Raw genomic sequence first — 15,912 nt, forward strand, 5'->3', positions numbered from 1 at the left:
GACCCCGCCACCGCCCCGGCGCCCACCGGACCCGCTGCCGGACCCGCCGCCGGCCCAGCCACCGAGCCCGTACCCGTCACGGCCGCCCTCGCGCTCGGGGACGACGCCCTGGTCCTCGCGCACCGGCTGGGTGAGTGGGCGGGCCGCGCCCCCGTCCTGGAAGAGGAGGTCGCGCTCGCCAACATCGCTCTCGACCTGCTCGGCCAGGCCCGCACCCTGCTCTCGCTCGTCGGCGACGAGGACGCGCTGGCGTATCTCCGTGAGGAACGCGACTTCCGCAACGTCCAGCTGGTCGAGCGGCCCAACGGGGACTTCGCCCACACGATCGCCCGCCAGCTCTACTTCTCCGCCTACCAGTACCTGCTCTACGCCCGGCTCGCCGAGGGCGACGGCCCCTTCGCCCCCCTGGCGGCGAAAGCCGTCAAGGAGGTCGCCTACCACCTCGACCACGCCGAGCACTGGACCCTGCGGCTCGGCGACGGCACCGCCGAGAGCCACGACCGGATGCGCCGGGCCCTGGACGCCCTGTGGCGGTACACGGACGAGCTGTTCCGGCCCGTGGAGGGCCTGGACGGTGTCGACCACGACGCCCTGCGCGCGGCCTGGACGGAGCGCGTCGGGCAGACCGTGCGGCGGGCCACGCTGGAGCTCCCCACCGGTCCCACGTCGGTCGCCTGGGCCGCGGGCGGCGGACGCCAGGGCATCCACACCGAGCCCTTCGGCCGCATGCTCGCCGAGATGCAGCACCTCCACCGCAGCCACCCGGGGGCGTCATGGTGACCGGATCCGCGCCCCCGGCCCGGCCCGCCGAAGGCCTGACGCCCCTGGAAGAGCGGCTCCGCGCGCTGGCCGGCGCCGTCCCGGACCCCGAGCTGCCCGTCATCTCCCTGGAGGAGCTCGGCGTCCTGCGCGACCTGCGCGTCACGGCCCCCGGCCGGGTGGAGGTGGACCTCACCCCCACTTACACCGGCTGCCCCGCCGTCGAGGCCATGGCGGCCGACATACAGCGCGTCCTTCACGCCGAGGGAGTCGCCGACGTCGAGGTCCGCACCGTGCTCTCGCCGCCCTGGACCACCGACGCGATCAGCGCCGAGGGCCGCCGCAAACTCGCCGCGTACGGCGTCGCCCCGCCACGGCCCTCCGGCCCCGGCGGCCCCATACCCCTCCGGCTCGCCATTCGCTGCCCGCACTGCGGCTCCACGGACACCACGCTGCTCAGCCGCTTCTCCTCCACCGCCTGCAAGGCCCTGCGCCGCTGTGAGGCGTGCCGTGAGCCGTTCGACCACTTCAAGGAGTTGCACTGATGGCAGCGGCCCGCCACGGCGCCTTCCACCGCCTGCGAGTGGCCTCCGTCGAACCGCTCACCGACGACGCGGTCGCCGTGACCTTCGCCGTCCCCGACGGGCTCCGCGACGCCTTCCGGCACACCCCCGGCCAGCACCTGACCGTGCGCCACACCGCCGGAGGCGAGGAGATACGCCGCACCTACTCCGTCTGCGGACAGGCCCCCGGCCCCGAAGGGCCGAGCACCTTGCGGGTCGGCGTCCGGCTGGTCGACGGGGGCGCGTTCTCCACCTACGCCTTCAAGGAGCTCCGGGCGGGCGACGAGCTGGAGGTGATGACGCCGGCGGGCCGGTTCGTCCTGGAGCCACGCCCCGGGCACTTCGCCGCGATCGTCGGCGGCAGCGGGATCACTCCCGTGCTGTCCATCGCGACGACCCTGCTGACCCGCGAACCGACGGCCCGCTTCACCCTCATACGCAGCGACCGCACCACGGCCTCCACGATGTTCCTGGAGGAGGTCGCCGACCTCAAGGACCGCTGTCCCGGCCGGTTCCAGGTCGTCCAGACCCTCTCCCGGGAAGAGCGGCAGGCCGGCCCGGCCACGGGACGGCTCGACGAGCGGCGGCTCGCCGGCCTGCTGCCCGCGCTGCTGCCGGTCGGCTCGGTGGACGGCTGGTTCCTGTGCGGCCCGCACGGGCTGGTCCTGGCCGCCGAGCGGGCCCTGCACGGCCTCGGAGTGTCCCGGGACCGCGTCCACCAGGAGATCTTCCACGTCGAGGACGGCCCGTCCGCCCCGGCGCCGTCCCGGTCCGCCGCCGCGGCCACCGGCGGCACGGTCACCGCCACCCTGGACGGCCGCGGCGGCCGCTGGCCCGTCCACGAGGGCGAGTCCCTGCTGGAGGCCGTCCTGCGCAACCGCTCCGACGCGCCGTACGCCTGCAAGGGCGGCGTCTGCGGCACATGCCGGGCGTTCCTGGTCTCCGGCGAGGTGCGCATGGACCGCAACTTCGCCCTGGAGGACGACGAGCTGGCGGCGGGATACGTCCTGGCGTGCCAGTCCCGGCCGGTGACGGAGGAGGTGGAGCTGGACTTCGACCGCTGACCGGCACACGCCCGGCGCAGACGCCAGACGGCACATACGCCACGGCACGACACCGCGGCACGTACCCCACGGCCTACGGCCCACGGCACGACACCGCGGCACGTACCCCACGGCTTACGGCCCACGGCACGCACCTCGCGCCTACGGCCCACGGGCCGCGCCCCCGGAGCCGCGATGCCTCGTACCCGCCCGCCGACGGGCGGGCAGGCCCCGGCCTCAGATCACGGTGCCCGGAGCCCCGCCCGACGCCACCACGGGGCGCCCCGCGGCCTCCCAGGCCTGCATGCCGCCGTCGACGTTCACCGCGTCCATGCCCTGCTGGACCAGGTAGGCGGTCACCTGGGCCGAGCGGCCGCCCGAGCGGCAGATCACGTTTATCCGCCCGCCGTCGGGCGCCCGCTCCGTGAGCTCGTCGAAGCGCGCGGTGAACTCGCTCATCGGGATGTGCAGGGCGGTCTCGGCGTGCCCGGCCTCCCACTCGTCGGCCTCGCGCACGTCCAGCAGGAAGTCGTCCGCCGCGAGCGCGCCGACCTCGACCGTGGGAACCCCGGAACCAAACATCATGGGCCCGACGCTACCCGACCAGCGAGGCCAGCTGGGTCTCGCGCTCGGCGATCTGCGCCAGCAGCCCGCCCGCGATCTCGTCGAGCAGCCCGTCGGGGTCCTCCGGCGCCATCTTGATCATGGCGCCGATCGCCGAGGACTCCAGTTCGGCGGCCAGCTCGGCCAGCAGTTCCTTGCGCCGGGCCAGCCACTCCAGCCGGGCGTAGAGCTCCTCGGCGCGGTCCGGGCGCCGCTGCCCGGGGACAGGCCCCGCGGCCCACTCCTCGGCCAGTTCGCGCAGCCGCGGCTCGTCACCCGCCGCGTAGGCCTCGTTGACGCGGACGACGAACTCCTCGCGCCGCCGCCGCTCCGCCTCGTCCGTGGCCAGATCGGGGTGGGCCCGGCGGACGAGTTCGCGGTAGGCCTTGCGACAGGCGTCGCTGGGCCGGACCCGCTCGGGCGGCCGGACGCGCTGCCCGGTGAGCATGGCGCCCGCCTCGGGCGACAGCCCGTCGGAGTCCATCCACCCGCCGAGCAGTTCCTCGACGCCGGGCATCGGCTGCACCAGCGCCCGCGCCTCACGCGCCCGCTTGAGGTCGTCCGGGTCGCCGGAGCGGGCGGCGACGGCCTCGGCGATGCTCGCCTCCAGCTCGTCCAGCCGCCCGTAGAGGGGGCCGAGCCGCTGGTGGTGCAGCCGGGAGAAGTTCTCCACCTCCACCCGGAACGTCTCCACCGCGATCTCGAACTCGATCAGCGCCTGCTCGGCCGCCCGCACGGCGCGTTCAAGCCGCTCGGTGCCCGGTCCGGCCGGTACGTCGGTCTCCGGATTCATCACCCGCCCAGCCTACGAGCTCCGGGCCCCCTCCCGCCTCAGACGCCGACGGCTTCCTCCATCTCCTCCTCGGCCTCCGGGCCGGACCCCGCCCGATCCCCGGAGATCGCGGCGGCCCGGACCCCCCGCCGGTGCTCCACCGCCCAGGCGGCACCCAGCACGGCGAGCCCCACGACCAGCCAGACCAGCAGCGTGGTCACATGGCCGCCCAGTCCGGAGTGGCCGAAGTAGACCAGGCTGCGGGTGCCCTCGACGAAGCCTGCGCCGTTCCAGAAGCCGTGCAGACCGGCGAAGAAGCCGTTCTGCAGCTCGGGCCGGAAGACACCGCCGGCGCTGGTGAAGTTGAGCATCACGAACAGCACCATCACGCCGAGCGTGGTCCACCGCTTGAGGAAGGTGTGCAGACCGGTACCGACGAAGAGCACACCCGCCGAGTACAGCCACGACAGGCCCCACAGCCCCCAGAGCCCGTGATCCACCAGGTGGAAGACCGGACCCGCCAGCACCACGCCGATCACGCTCACCACGAGCGAGGTGACGGCGGCCAGCACCGCCCGGATCCGCAGCGCCAGCGCCCCGCCGGCTCCGCCGATCACCGCCACCGAGGCGTAGGAGCCGATGCTCAGCGCGACCAGCAGGAAGAAGATGCCCTGCCCGGTCGGGTCGCCCTCGGACGGCGGCACCACGTCCGTCACCTTCAGCGGGGCGCCCTGCCGGGCGGCGACGGGCGTGAACACCTTCTGCACCGCCGAGGCCGTGGTGTCCGAGCCCGCCGAGGCGATCAGCAGCTCCGGGGCCCGGCGGTCGGGCACATAGGCACCGAAGACGTCCTGGTCCTTCAACTCCCGCACGGCCGCGGCACGGTCGGTGACGGTGTGGACGGACAGCTTGTCGCCGGACCGCTGCTCGATCGCACCGGCCAGCCGCTCGGCGCTCGCGCCGGAGCCGACGACCGCCACCGGCAGGTCGTGCGGCGTCGGGTCGGCGAACGCGCCGAGGTAGGCGAGCCCCATGCCGACGCACATCAGCAGCGGCGTGAGCAGGTGGGTCAGTACATGCCGGAGCGCGGCGCGCGTCGCGGGCCTCATGGGCACCCCTCTCCAGGTGATCAAAAAATGGTTGGCTTATACAACTTCCTCTTCAGTTGTACTATACAACCAAATGGAAGGAAGGGGCCCCGTGTCACACCGAGCCGATCACCTCGACACCATCCAGCGCGAGCTGACCGCCTTCGCCCGCCGCGCCCGCGCCGCGGCGGCCCGCCTCCACCCCGAGCTGTCCCTGGTCTCGTACACCCTGCTCGCCCACCTCCAGGACCAGCGGGGCTGCCGGGCCACCGACCTCGCCGCGCACTACCTGCTCGACAAGTCCACGGTCAGCCGGCAGGTGGCGGGCCTGGAGCGGCTGGGGCTCGTCGAACGCCGCGCCGACCCCGAGGACCAGCGGGTACAGGTCCTGCACCTCACCGACCGCGGCACGGAGGTCCTGGACCAGGTAGCGGCCAGCCGCCGCGTCGCCTTCGAGCACCGCCTGGCCGACTGGGACGAGGCCGATCTCGCCCGCTTCGCGGACTACCTGCTGCGCTACAACGCCTCGGGAGCGGACGGGGATTGATCACCACACCGGACGCCCGGCCCGCCAAGAGCGCCCGGGGAACCGGGAGGGTCTGAGAGATACGGCACAGGGGACGCCCCGGCGTCCCGGCCGGCCACCGGCGCAAACCGTCGGCCACCGGACAAACAGAAGAACGGGCCCCGTCGTTTTCACGACGAGGCCCGTTCTCACGGTGCGCGAGGGGGGAGTTGAACCCCCACGCCCTTTCGGGCACTGGAACCTGAATCCAGCGCGTCTGCCTATTCCGCCACCCGCGCATTGGGTGTGTCTTCCGGCTTCCGCCCTCTTACCGGACTTTCGTCCGGTTCGCGGTGCGTCCGCCTTCCGACATGCAGAACATTAGCACGCTCCGGAGGGTGTCTTCACACCCGTTGTCCGCCGGCCGCCCCCCGACCGCCCCCGGCCGGTCCCCGGGGTACCGGCGGGGACCCCGCCGGTTGCGGGACACTGGCCTCCGGGCGCCTCTACGATCCCCGTGGAGGATCCCGCGACGGCCGGAGGATCCCGCGCCGGATCCGGTGGATCCGCGGGAACGCACGGATCGTCGCGGAACGCACGGAACGCGAAGGAACGCGAAGGGAACGCGGCACGGACGCGGGGGCGACACTCGTCACTCCTGGCCCCGAAGGGGAACCAGCCGTTTTCCCGGCGCGTGGATACGATCAGTAAGCAGTACAGGAACGGCACCGGGCATCACAGGCGTCACCGAGGGAAGGAGGTGCCCCGTGGGAGTACTGAAGCGCTTCGAGCAGCGACTCGAAGGTCTCGTGAACGGCACCTTTGCCAAGGTGTTCAAGTCCGAGGTCCAGCCCGTGGAGATCGCGGGCGCACTCCAGCGGGAGTGCGACAACAACGCCACCATCTGGAACCGTGACCGCACGGTCGTTCCCAACGACTTCATCGTGGAGCTGAGCGGCCCGGACTACGAGCGGCTCAGCCCCTACTCCGGCCAGTTGGGCGACGAGCTGGCCGGCATGGTCCGCGACTACGCGAAGCAGCAGCGGTACACCTTCATGGGGACCATCCAGGTCCACCTGGAGAAGGCGGACGACCTCGACACCGGGCTCTACCGGGTGCGCAGCCGCACCCTGGCCTCCAGCGAGTCGCAGGAGCCGCCCGCCGCGCACGGCCGGCCGCCCCACCAGGCGCCCTCCTACGGCGGCGGCGCCCCCTCCCCCGCGACCCAGGGCGGCGGCTACCCCGCGCAGCCCGCGGGCGCCCCGCCCATGCCGTCGTCCCCGCCGCCCGGCGCGGCCCGTCCCCAGCCCCGCGCGGGCGGGCCGGGAGCCGGCGCGGCGGAGCGGACGCGGCGCTGGATCGAGATCAACGGTGCCCGGCACCAGATCTCCCGTCCGACGCTGGTGCTGGGCCGCAGCACCGAGGCGGACGTACGCATCGACGACCCCGGCGTCTCCCGCAGGCACTGCGAGATCCGGGTCGGCACCCCCGCGACCATCCAGGACCTGGGGTCGACCAACGGCATCGTCGTGGACGGGCAGCACACCACGCGCGCTACGCTCCGCGACGGCTCACGGATCGTCGTGGGCAGCACCACCATCGTTTATCGGCAAGCCGAAGGGTGAAGCGGGGGCAATGTCAGAGCTGACCCTCACGGTCATGCGGTTGGGTTTCCTCGCCGTACTGTGGCTGTTCGTCATCGTGGCCGTGCAGGTCATTCGCAGTGATCTGTTCGGTACGCGGGTGACCGCGCGCGGTTCGCGCCGCGGCGGCGACGGACGTCCGGCGCAGCGGGCGGCCCAGCAGGCCACCCCGCCGCCGCAGCGCCAGCAGTCCGGCGGGCGCCGGGGGGCCGGCCGCGCGGAGAGCCGCGGCCGCCGCGGCGCGCCCACCAAGCTGGTGATCTCGGAGGGCTCGCTCACCGGCACCACCGTGGCCCTGCAGGGCCAGACCATCACCCTCGGCCGCGCCCACGACTCGACGATCGTGCTGGATGACGACTACGCCTCCAGCCGGCATGCCAGGATCTATCCCGACCGCGACGGCCGCTGGATCGTCGAGGACCTCGGGTCGACCAACGGCACCTATCTCGACCGGACCCGGTTGACCACCCCGACCCCGATCCCGCTCGGCGCGCCGATCCGCATCGGCAAGACCGTCATCGAGCTGCGGAAGTAGTAGGACCATGACGACCGGAGGGTGGGCAGCGAGGTGGGCAAGGGGCTGTACCCGGAGCCGACGGGCGAGGTGCGCATGAGTCTGACACTGCGTTTCGCCGCCGGATCGCACAAGGGCATGATCCGGGAAGGCAACGAGGACTCCGGTTACGCCGGCCCCCGGCTGCTCGCCATCGCCGACGGCATGGGCGGCCAGGCCGCGGGCGAGGTGGCCAGCTCCGAGGTGATCTCCACCCTGGTGACGCTGGACGACGACGTCCCGGGCTCGGATCTCCTCACCTCGCTGGGCACCGCCGTCCACCGCGCCAACGAGCAGTTGCGCGTGATGGTCGAGGAGGACCCGCAGCTGGAGGGCATGGGCACCACGCTCACCGCCCTGCTGTGGACGGGTCAGCGGCTCGGTCTCGTCCACGTCGGCGACTCCCGCGCGTACCTGCTGCGGGACGGCGTCCTCACCCAGATCACCCAGGACCACACCTGGGTGCAGCGGCTGGTGGACGAGGGCCGGATCACCGAGGAGGAGGCCACCACCCACCCGCAGCGCTCCCTGCTGATGCGCGCGCTGGGCAGTGGCGACCACGTCGAGCCGGACCTCTCCATCCGCGAGGTGCGGGCCGGCGACCGCTACCTGATCTGCTCCGACGGCCTCTCCGGCGTCGTCAGCCACGAGACGATCGAGGAGCGGCTGGCGAGCTACCAGGGCCCGCAGGAGACGGTCCAGGAGCTGATCGAGCTGGCCCTGCGCGGCGGCGGCCCGGACAACGTGACGGTGATCGTCGCGGACGTCCTGGACGTCGACGGCGGCGACACCCTCGCCGGCCGGCAGCACAGCGACACCCCGGTGGTCGTCGGGGCGGTCGCCGAGAACCAGTTCCCCGCGGGGGACCACGGCGCCATGCAGACCCCGGCCGGCCGGGCGTCCGAGCTGGGCCGCACCCCGCCGCCGGAGCAGGCGGGCGGCTTCGGGCCGCCCGGCAGCGGGCCGGGCGGGGACGGCGCGCCGGCCGGGGAGTTCGGCGCCTTCCACGACGAGTACGACGAGAGCGGCGTGGAGCTCGGCAAGCCCCGCCGGCGCGGGGGCTGGGTCAAGCGGTCCCTGATCATCGCGGTGGTGCTCGGCGTCGTCGGCGGCGGTCTGTACGGCGGCTACCAGTGGACGCAGACGCAGTACTACCTGGCGGCCAAGGACAACGACCACGTCGCCCTTTACCAGGGCATCGACCAGGACCTCGCCTGGATCAGCCTCAGCAGGCTGTACCAGGACCACCCCGAGATCGAACTCAAGTACCTGCCCGTCGACCAGCGCGGCCGGGTGGAGGACACGATCCCGGTGAGCAGTCGCGCGCAGGCGGAGCAGAAGGTCAAGGACCTCGGCACGCTGGCGAGCGCCTGCAAGAAGAAGGACGAGCAGCAGAAGGCCGAGCGCCGGCAGCGCGAGAGCCAGAAGCCCGAGACGGCCAAGCCCGACGCCGGGAAGCCGACCCCGGGCAAGCCCACGCCCTCGCCGACCGGCGCGGCGTCGGGCCTCACCCTCCAGGCCGCACCCACTCCGGCGCCCGGCCCCACCCTCAGCGAGGAAGAGCAGAAAGTGGCAGCGCAGTGCAACGGCTCCCAGCAGTAAGGCTGTAGGGGGTCAGCGACGTGTCAGCCATCTCACCCATGCCGAACACCAACACCACCACCGTCAGCACGGCGGGCCAGCCGAGCCGGCGCAACACCGAGTTGCTGCTGCTCGCCTTCGCCGTGATCCTCCCCTGTTTCGCGTACGCCAACGTGGGCCTGGCGCTGGACGGCGAGATGCCCTCCGGCATGCTCGGCTACGGCATGGGCCTCGGCCTGCTGGCCGGCGTCGGCCACCTGGTGGTGCGGAAGTTCGCCCCGTACGCCGACCCGCTGCTGCTGCCGCTGGCCACGGTCCTCAACGGACTGGGTCTGGTCATCATCTGGCGGCTGGACCAGTCGAAGCGTCTCCAGGCGTCCCCGGCGTTCGCACCGGCCGCCACCAACCAGCTGCTGTTCTCGGCGCTCGGCATCGCCCTGTTCGTCGCGGTGGTGATCTTCCTCAAGGACCACCGGATCCTCCAGCGCTACACCTACATCTCCATGGCGGTGTCGCTGGCCCTCCTCATCTCGCCGATGTTCTTCCCCTCGGTCTACGGCGCCCGCATCTGGATCAAGATTCCGGGTCTGGGCACCATCCAGCCGGGCGAGTTCGCCAAGATCGTGCTGGCCGTGTTCTTCGCCGGCTACCTCATGGTGAAGCGCGACGCGCTGGCCCTGGCGAGCCGGCGCTTCATGGGCATGTACCTGCCGCGCGGCCGTGACCTCGGTCCGATCATCGCCGTCTGGGCGGTGTCGATCCTCATCCTCGTGTTCGAGACCGACCTCGGTACCTCGCTGCTCTTCTTCGGCATGTTCGTCGTGATGCTCTACGTCGCGACCGAGCGCACCAGTTGGATCGTCTTCGGTCTGCTGATGTCCGCCGCGGGTGCGGTGGGCGTGGCCTCCTTCGAGAGCCATGTGCAGGCCCGTGTGAACGCCTGGCTCGACCCGTTCGCCGGCTGGGGCAAGTCCCAGGCCAGCGAGCAGATCGCCAAGGCCCTGATGACCTTCGGTTCCGGCGGTGTCTCCGGCACCGGCTGGGGCCAGGGCAACTCGGACCTCATCGGCTTCGCGGCCAACTCCGACTTCATCCTCGCCACCGTCGGCGAGGAGCTGGGCCTCGCCGGTGTGATGGCCATCCTGCTCATCTACGGCCTGATCGTGGAGCGCGGTGTCCGTACCGCCCTGGCCGCGCGCGACCCGTTCGGCAAGCTGTTGGCCATCGGCCTGTCCGGTGCCTTCGCCATCCAGGTCTTCGTGGTGGCCGGCGGCGTCATGGGCCTGATCCCGCTGACCGGTATGACCATGCCGTTCATGGCGCAGGGTGGTTCTTCGGTGATCGCCAACTGGGCCCTGGTGGCGATCCTGATGAAGATCAGTGACGCGGCCCGCCGGCCCGCGCCGACCCCCGTGACGAATCCCGACGCCGAAATGACCCAGGTGGTCCGCCCGTGAACAAGCCCGTGCGCCGGATCGCGATCTTCTGCGGACTCCTCATCCTCGCGCTGATGATCCGCGGCAACTGGCTCCAGTTCGTCCAGGCCGACGAGCTCAAGAACAACAAGCACAACACGCGTGTCCAGATCGCCCGCTACAGCCAGCCGCGCGGCAACATCATCGTGGACGGCCAGGAGATCACCGGCTCCAAAGAAGTCAACGGCATCAACTACAAGTACAAGCGCACCTACAAGAACGGCGAGATGTGGGCGCCGGTCACCGGCTGGAGCTCGCAGGCGTTCGACGGCGGCCTGCTGGAAAAGGTCGAGGACAAGATCCTCGTCGGTGACGACGACCGGCTGTTCTTCAACCGGACGATCGACATGATCACCGGCAAGGGCAAGAAGGGCGGTGACGTGATCACCACCCTCAACGCCAAGGCCCAGGAGGCCGCCTTCAAGGGGCTGGGCAACAAGAAGGGCGCCGTGGCCGCCCTCGACCCGCGCACCGGCAAGATCCTGGCGCTCGCCTCGACCCCGTCGTACGACCCCTCGACCATCGCGGGGGCCAACGACGGCGAGGCCTGGAAGAAGCTCACCAGCGACAAGAACAAGCCGATGCTCAACCGGGCGCTGCGGGAGACCTACCCGCCCGGTTCGACGTTCAAGGTGGTCACGGCCGCCGCCGCGCTGGAGAACGGCCTCTACAAGGACGTCGACGAGAAGACGAACTCGCCGAAGGGCTGGACGCTGCCCGACACGCAGCACCTGCCGCTGCCCAACGAGACGACGATGCCCTGCGACAACGTCTCGATGCGCGCGGCCCTCCAGTGGTCCTGCAACAGCGTTTTCGGCAAGATCAGCGCCGACCTGGGCAACCAGAAGATGATCGAGCAGGCGGACAAGTTCGGCTTCAACAGCGACGACCTGCAAATTCCGGTCGGCGTCACCAAGAGCGTCTACCCCAAGGACAACCGCCCGCAGAACGCCATGGCCGGCATCGGCCAGGCGTCCAACCGCGCCACCCCGCTCCAGATGGCCATGGTGGCCGCGGCCATCGCCAACAACGGCAAGCTCATGGAGCCGTACATGGTGGACAAGCTGCGCGCGCCGAACTTGAACGTGATCGAGACGCACCAGCCCAAGGAGATGGGCCGGCCGCTCAGCCCCGAGCACGCCCAGGCGCTGCAGAGCGCGATGGAGACGGTCGTCGAGGAAGGCACCGGTACGTCGGCGAAGATCGACGACGTCAAGGTCGGCGGCAAGACGGGTACCGCCCAGCACGGTGTGGACAACAGCGGCAACCCCTACGCGTGGTTCATCTCCTACGCGAAGAAGGGGGACGGCTCGCCGGTGGCCGTCGCGGTCGTCATCGAGGGCTCGAACACCATGCGCGACGACATCGCCGGCGGCAAGCTGGCCGCGCCCATCGCCAAGGGCGTCATGGAGGCGGTGCTCAAGACCTCGAAGTGAGTCCCGGCACGCACCGGCACCGCGCGCCGGTACCAGGTACGTATCGGGTGCCGGTCGCACGCGGGTGGCGTACGGGACGCCGGGTACGGTAAGCGCGGACAGCACACCGCCGGACCCACGTCGGTGCGGTCGGGAAGAACGGAAGGGCTGGAGCTATGGAAGAGCCGCGTCGCCTCGGCGGCCGGTACGAGCTGGGCTCGGTGCTCGGCCGTGGTGGCATGGCCGAGGTCTACCTCGCCCACGACACCCGGCTCGGCCGCACCGTCGCCGTGAAGACGCTCCGGGTGGACCTCGCCCGGGACCCGTCCTTCCAGGCCCGGTTCCGCCGTGAGGCCCAGTCGGCCGCCTCGCTCAACCACCCGTCCATCGTCGCGGTCTACGACACCGGCGAGGACTACGTGGACGGGGTCTCGATCCCGTACATCGTCATGGAGTACGTGGACGGGTCCACCCTCCGCGAGCTACTCCACTCCGGCCGCAAGCTGCTTCCCGAACGTTCACTCGAAATGACCATCGGGGTGCTCCAGGCGCTGGAGTACTCCCACCGGGCGGGCATCGTCCACCGGGACATCAAGCCCGCCAACGTCATGCTGACCCGCACCGGCCAGGTCAAGGTCATGGACTTCGGCATCGCCCGCGCGATGGGCGACGCCGGTATGACGATGACGCAGACGGCGGCCGTGATCGGCACCGCCCAGTACCTCTCCCCCGAGCAGGCCAAGGGCGAGCAGGTGGACGCCCGTTCCGACCTGTACTCGACGGGCTGTCTGCTGTACGAACTGCTCACGGTCCGGCCGCCGTTCATCGGCGACTCCCCGGTCGCGGTGGCGTACCAGCACGTCCGCGAGGAGCCCAACCCGCCGAGCGCGTTCGACCCCGAGATCACCCCCGAGATGGACGCCATCGTCCTGAAGGCGCTGGTCAAGGACCCGGACTACCGGTACCAGTCGGCGGACGAGATGCGCGCCGACATCGAGGCCGCCCTGGAGGGCCGCCCGGTGGCCGCCGCGGCCGGCTACGGCGCCATGGGCGCGGTCGGTTACGGCGGCGAGGACCAGCCGACCGCCATGCTCGGCCGGCACGACCCGAACGCCGCGGGGCAGACGTCCATGCTGCCGCCGGTACGGGACGGCGGCGGGTACGGCGGTGGCGGGTACGGCGGCTACGACGACGGCGGGGCGGACGGGCCCGGCCACGGCGGCGGCCGGAAGAAGGGCAACCTGTCGACGATCCTGCTGGTGCTCGCGGGCATCCTGGTGCTCGTCGGGGCCATCTTCATCGGCAAGGCGCTGTTCTCCGGCGACGGCAAGAGCGGTGACGTCGTCGTGCCCAACCTGATCGGCGAGAAGCTCGACTCGGCCCAGAAACAGGGCGAGAACGTCGAGCTCAAGGTCGTCGACAGCGGCAAGGCCGTCAACTGCGACGCCGACAAGGGCAAGGTCTGCGAGCAGGACCCCAAGGCCGGCACCAAGGTCGAGCGGAACAGCGAGGTCAAGGTCTCGCTGTCCAAGGGCCCCGCCAAGGTCGAGGTCCCCAACGTCCTCCACACGCAGTACGACAAGGCGCGGAAGACGCTGGAGGACAAGGGCTTCACGGTCCACCGCAAGGAGGAGCAGACCGACGAGGCCACCGCCGGCACCGTCATCAAGCAGAGCCCGGACGCGAACGAGGAGGCCGAGAAGGGCGCGGAGGTCACCCTCACCGTCGCCACGGCCGTCCCGACGAAGACCGTCCCGCCCGTGGTCGGGCAGCAGTTCGACGCGGCCAAGAAGCAGCTTGAGGACAACGGGTTCAAGGTGTCGCGGAAGGACGTCGACGACAACGCCCCCGCCGGTCAGGTGACCGCCCAGGACCCGCCGGGCAGCACCGCTGCCACGCCCGGCTCGACGGTCGAGCTGACGGTCTCCAAGGGCCCGCAGGAGGTCGACGTCCCGACCCTGACCAACCTGACCGTCAAGGACGCCAGGAAGGCCCTGGAGGACGTCGGGCTCAAGGTCGGCAACATCACCGGGCCGAACGACGACAAGGCCGTCGTGATGTCGCACAATCCCATGCCCATCCAGAAGGTGAAGAAGGGAACCGCGGTCAACCTCGTCACCAGGGCGCCGTTCCCCGGCACCGACATCGGCGGCGCCAACCAGGGCGGCGACGACCGGGGCAACCCCGGCGGCGACGACCAGGGCGGCCCCTTCGGCGGCTTCCTCGGCGGACGCCGGCACTGATCGACGGACGGAGCCCCGGCACCGCCTCCGCGAGGAGGGCGGCGCCGGGGCTCCGTACTTCCGTCGCCGCCCGGCCCGGGGGGCTCAGCCCTTGAGTTCCTTCGGCGGGGTCCGCTTCTCGTCGACCTTCTCGGTCCGCGTCAGCTCCGCCCACACGACGTAGCGGTAGTCGGAGGTGTAGATCGGCGTGCAGGTCGTCAGCGTCAGGTACCGGCCCGGAACGGTCTTCCCGGACTCCCGGGGCACCTGCTCCAGCACCTTCACGTTGAACCGCGAGGTCTGCTTGAGCTCCTTGTAGACCCGGTAGACGTACCAGGTGTCCCGGGTCTCGAAGACGATCGGATCGCCGTCCTTGATCTTGTGGATGTTGTGGAACTTGGCACCGTGCCCGTCCCGGTGCGCCGCCAGCGTGAGGTTGCCCGGCCCCTCCCAGGGCAGCGTGGCCTTCACCGGCTTGCGGTAGTAGCCGGCGACGCCCTCGTTGAGGACCGAGCTGCCCGTGCCGGGCTTCACCAGCACCTCGCCCTTGCCCATCGCGGGCACGTGCAGGAAGCCGACCCCGTCCTTGGTGTCCAGGGCCCCCGGCCCCTTCCGCGCCCAGTTCTCGCGCACGTGGGCACCCTGCCGCTTGGCCTCGCGGTCGGCTATCACGTTCGTCCACCACAGCGAGTAGACGACGAACAGCGCCAGCAACACGCCCGCGGTGATCAGCAGTTCGCCCATCACGCCGACGGTGGCGGCTATCCGGCCGCGGGTACGGCTCCGCCGCCGGGGCGCGCCGTCGGTCTGCTCCTCGGTTGCTGCCACAGCCCCGCCCGTTCCCCGTTCCGCTGCCGTCCGTCAGTCGACGAGCGCGTCCGGCTTGCCCTTCTCGCGCGGGCGCTCGTCCACCATCTTGCCCCACACGATCATCCGGTACGTACTGGTGAATTCGGGGGTGCAGGTGGTCAGGGTGATGTACCGGCCGGGTCCCGTGAAGCCCGATCCCTGGGGCACCGGGCGGATGACCCCGACGTTCGCCGGGGACGTCTGGTCCAGTCGGCTCGTCATCTCATAGGTGTAGAAGGCGCTTTTCGTTTCCACCACGATCTTGTCACCGGGCCGCAGCCGGTTGACGTAGCGGAACGGTTCGCCATGGGTGTTGCGGTGCCCCGCCAGCGCGAAGTTGCCCTGCCGGTCCCAGGGCATCGCGGACTTCAGCGGCCCCTTGCCGTAGTGCCCGACCATGCCGCGGTCCAGGACCTTGTGCTTCCCCGTCCCCTCGGCGATCGGGGCCTTCACGTCGAGCTTGGGGATGTAGACGATGGCGAAGCCCTCGCCGGGCGAGAAGGCGCCCGCGTCCCGGTCCTTGCCGCCGTCCCGGGCCCAGCTCCTGCGGAGGTCCTTCGCCGCGCCGCCGGCCTGCTGCTGCGCTATCACGTTCGTCCACCACAGTTGGTAGGCGACGAACAGGAGCATCACCACGCCCAGGGTGATGAACACCTCGCCCAGCAGCCGGCTGACGACCACTCCGAGGCTGTCCCTGCGCGCCCGTTCCGCCCGCCGGGCCGCCTTGCGGCGCTCCGCGCGCCCGCCGGTGGGCGCGGGCGGCACGCGGGGGGCCGCCACCCGGCGCAGCGGCATCGTCGCGTCGTCCTCGGGGGGCAGGGGGAGGGCGACGCCCCTGGGG

General features: G+C 71.4%; 15 protein-coding genes and 1 tRNA gene. 10 read left to right on the plus strand and 6 right to left on the minus strand.

Annotated features, from left to right (window positions below):
* The first annotated feature begins 108 nt into the window (after positions 1-108).
* From paaC to ACSNOK_RS19735, 3 genes are read left to right on the plus strand one after another with little or no spacing between them, the layout of a single operon-like run.
* Positions 109-780 (plus strand): 1,2-phenylacetyl-CoA epoxidase subunit PaaC, encoded by a 672-nt coding sequence (gene paaC / locus ACSNOK_RS19725; RefSeq protein ID WP_436782048.1) that lies wholly within the window; start codon positions 109-111, stop codon positions 778-780.
* Entirely contained in the window at positions 774-1,304 is a 531-nt protein-coding gene (gene paaD, locus ACSNOK_RS19730) for a 1,2-phenylacetyl-CoA epoxidase subunit PaaD (RefSeq protein WP_436782036.1), read from the plus strand. The genes paaC and paaD overlap by 7 nt, the downstream gene beginning before the upstream one ends.
* Entirely contained in the window at positions 1,304-2,386 is a 1,083-nt protein-coding gene (locus ACSNOK_RS19735; protein WP_436782037.1) for a 2Fe-2S iron-sulfur cluster-binding protein, read from the plus strand. The genes paaD and ACSNOK_RS19735 overlap by 1 nt, the downstream gene beginning before the upstream one ends.
* Positions 2,387-2,602: 216 nt before the next feature.
* Here ACSNOK_RS19735 and ACSNOK_RS19740 read toward each other — a convergent pair whose 3' ends face one another.
* From ACSNOK_RS19740 to ACSNOK_RS19750, 3 genes are read right to left on the minus strand one after another with little or no spacing between them, the layout of a single operon-like run.
* Positions 2,603-2,950, minus strand: a complete 348-nt coding sequence (locus tag ACSNOK_RS19740; RefSeq protein WP_436782038.1) for a rhodanese-like domain-containing protein — start codon at positions 2,948-2,950, stop codon at positions 2,603-2,605.
* Between the two features lie 10 nt (positions 2,951-2,960).
* A complete protein-coding gene (locus ACSNOK_RS19745; RefSeq protein WP_436782049.1) occupies positions 2,961-3,761 on the minus strand; it encodes a hypothetical protein in 801 nt (266 codons plus the stop codon).
* Positions 3,762-3,799: 38 nt separating this feature from the next.
* Complete coding sequence (locus ACSNOK_RS19750) at positions 3,800-4,849, minus strand: hypothetical protein (protein ID WP_436782039.1); 1,050 nt, start codon at positions 4,847-4,849, stop codon at positions 3,800-3,802.
* A gap of 91 nt (positions 4,850-4,940) precedes the next feature.
* Here ACSNOK_RS19750 and ACSNOK_RS19755 point away from each other — a divergent pair, with 91 nt between their 5' ends.
* Entirely contained in the window at positions 4,941-5,375 is a 435-nt protein-coding gene (locus tag ACSNOK_RS19755; protein WP_436782040.1) for a MarR family winged helix-turn-helix transcriptional regulator, read from the plus strand.
* 173 nt (positions 5,376-5,548) lie between these two features.
* Here ACSNOK_RS19755 and ACSNOK_RS19760 read toward each other — a convergent pair.
* A tRNA-Leu gene (locus ACSNOK_RS19760) sits at positions 5,549-5,632 on the minus strand.
* A gap of 468 nt (positions 5,633-6,100) precedes the next feature.
* On the opposite strand from ACSNOK_RS19760, the gene ACSNOK_RS19765 reads away from it, so the two are divergent.
* From ACSNOK_RS19765 to pknB, 6 genes are all read left to right on the plus strand, one after another.
* Positions 6,101-6,958 (plus strand): FhaA domain-containing protein, encoded by an 858-nt coding sequence (locus tag ACSNOK_RS19765; protein ID WP_436782041.1) that lies wholly within the window; start codon positions 6,101-6,103, stop codon positions 6,956-6,958.
* Between the two features lie 10 nt (positions 6,959-6,968).
* Positions 6,969-7,511 carry an FHA domain-containing protein FhaB/FipA gene (locus ACSNOK_RS19770; RefSeq protein ID WP_436782042.1) on the plus strand — a complete coding sequence of 181 codons (543 nt, stop codon included), beginning with the start codon at positions 6,969-6,971 and terminating at the stop codon, positions 7,509-7,511.
* A 75-nt stretch (positions 7,512-7,586) separates the two neighbouring features.
* On the plus strand, positions 7,587-9,131 hold the full coding sequence (locus ACSNOK_RS19775; RefSeq protein ID WP_436782050.1) for a Stp1/IreP family PP2C-type Ser/Thr phosphatase: 1,545 nt from the start codon (positions 7,587-7,589) through the stop codon (positions 9,129-9,131).
* Between the two features lie 38 nt (positions 9,132-9,169).
* Positions 9,170-10,567, plus strand: a complete 1,398-nt coding sequence (locus tag ACSNOK_RS19780; protein WP_436782043.1) for an FtsW/RodA/SpoVE family cell cycle protein — start codon at positions 9,170-9,172, stop codon at positions 10,565-10,567.
* Positions 10,564-12,021 (plus strand): peptidoglycan D,D-transpeptidase FtsI family protein, encoded by a 1,458-nt coding sequence (locus tag ACSNOK_RS19785; RefSeq protein ID WP_436782044.1) that lies wholly within the window; start codon positions 10,564-10,566, stop codon positions 12,019-12,021. The genes ACSNOK_RS19780 and ACSNOK_RS19785 overlap by 4 nt, the downstream gene beginning before the upstream one ends.
* Positions 12,022-12,176: 155 nt before the next feature.
* Positions 12,177-14,243: a Stk1 family PASTA domain-containing Ser/Thr kinase gene (gene pknB, locus ACSNOK_RS19790; protein ID WP_436782045.1), complete on the plus strand. Its 2,067-nt coding sequence runs from the start codon at positions 12,177-12,179 to the stop codon at positions 14,241-14,243.
* 84 nt (positions 14,244-14,327) lie between these two features.
* On the opposite strand, the gene ACSNOK_RS19795 is transcribed toward pknB, so the two are convergent.
* Positions 14,328-15,050 carry a class E sortase gene (locus ACSNOK_RS19795; protein ID WP_436782046.1) on the minus strand — a complete coding sequence of 241 codons (723 nt, stop codon included), beginning with the start codon at positions 15,048-15,050 and terminating at the stop codon, positions 14,328-14,330.
* Positions 15,051-15,083: 33 nt separating this feature from the next.
* Positions 15,084-15,912, minus strand: an 829-nt coding sequence (locus ACSNOK_RS19800; protein ID WP_436782047.1) for a class E sortase, incomplete at its 5' end; no start/stop codon positions are given.

It is taken from the genome of Streptomyces sp. URMC 126, assembly GCF_051386555.1.
In the GTDB taxonomy this organism is placed as follows: Bacteria; Actinomycetota; Actinomycetes; order Streptomycetales; family Streptomycetaceae; genus Streptomyces.

Bases quoted from the DNA above. Each gene is read 5' to 3' on its own strand.
- paaD (WP_436782036.1), top strand. From the start codon at position 774: ATGGTGACCGGATCCGCGCCCCCGGCCCGGCCCGCCGAAGGCCTGACG.
- ACSNOK_RS19735 (WP_436782037.1), top strand. From the start codon at position 1,304: ATGGCAGCGGCCCGCCACGGCGCCTTCCACCGCCTGCGAGTGGCCTCC.
- ACSNOK_RS19740 (WP_436782038.1), bottom strand. From the start codon at position 2,950: ATGATGTTTGGTTCCGGGGTTCCCACGGTCGAGGTCGGCGCGCTCGCG.
- ACSNOK_RS19745 (WP_436782049.1), bottom strand. From the start codon at position 3,761: ATGAATCCGGAGACCGACGTACCGGCCGGACCGGGCACCGAGCGGCTT.
- ACSNOK_RS19750 (WP_436782039.1), bottom strand. From the start codon at position 4,849: ATGAGGCCCGCGACGCGCGCCGCGCTCCGGCATGTACTGACCCACCTG.
- ACSNOK_RS19770 (WP_436782042.1), top strand. From the start codon at position 6,969: ATGTCAGAGCTGACCCTCACGGTCATGCGGTTGGGTTTCCTCGCCGTA.
- ACSNOK_RS19775 (WP_436782050.1), top strand. From the start codon at position 7,587: ATGAGTCTGACACTGCGTTTCGCCGCCGGATCGCACAAGGGCATGATC.
- ACSNOK_RS19780 (WP_436782043.1), top strand. From the start codon at position 9,170: ATGCCGAACACCAACACCACCACCGTCAGCACGGCGGGCCAGCCGAGC.
- pknB (WP_436782045.1), top strand. From the start codon at position 12,177: ATGGAAGAGCCGCGTCGCCTCGGCGGCCGGTACGAGCTGGGCTCGGTG.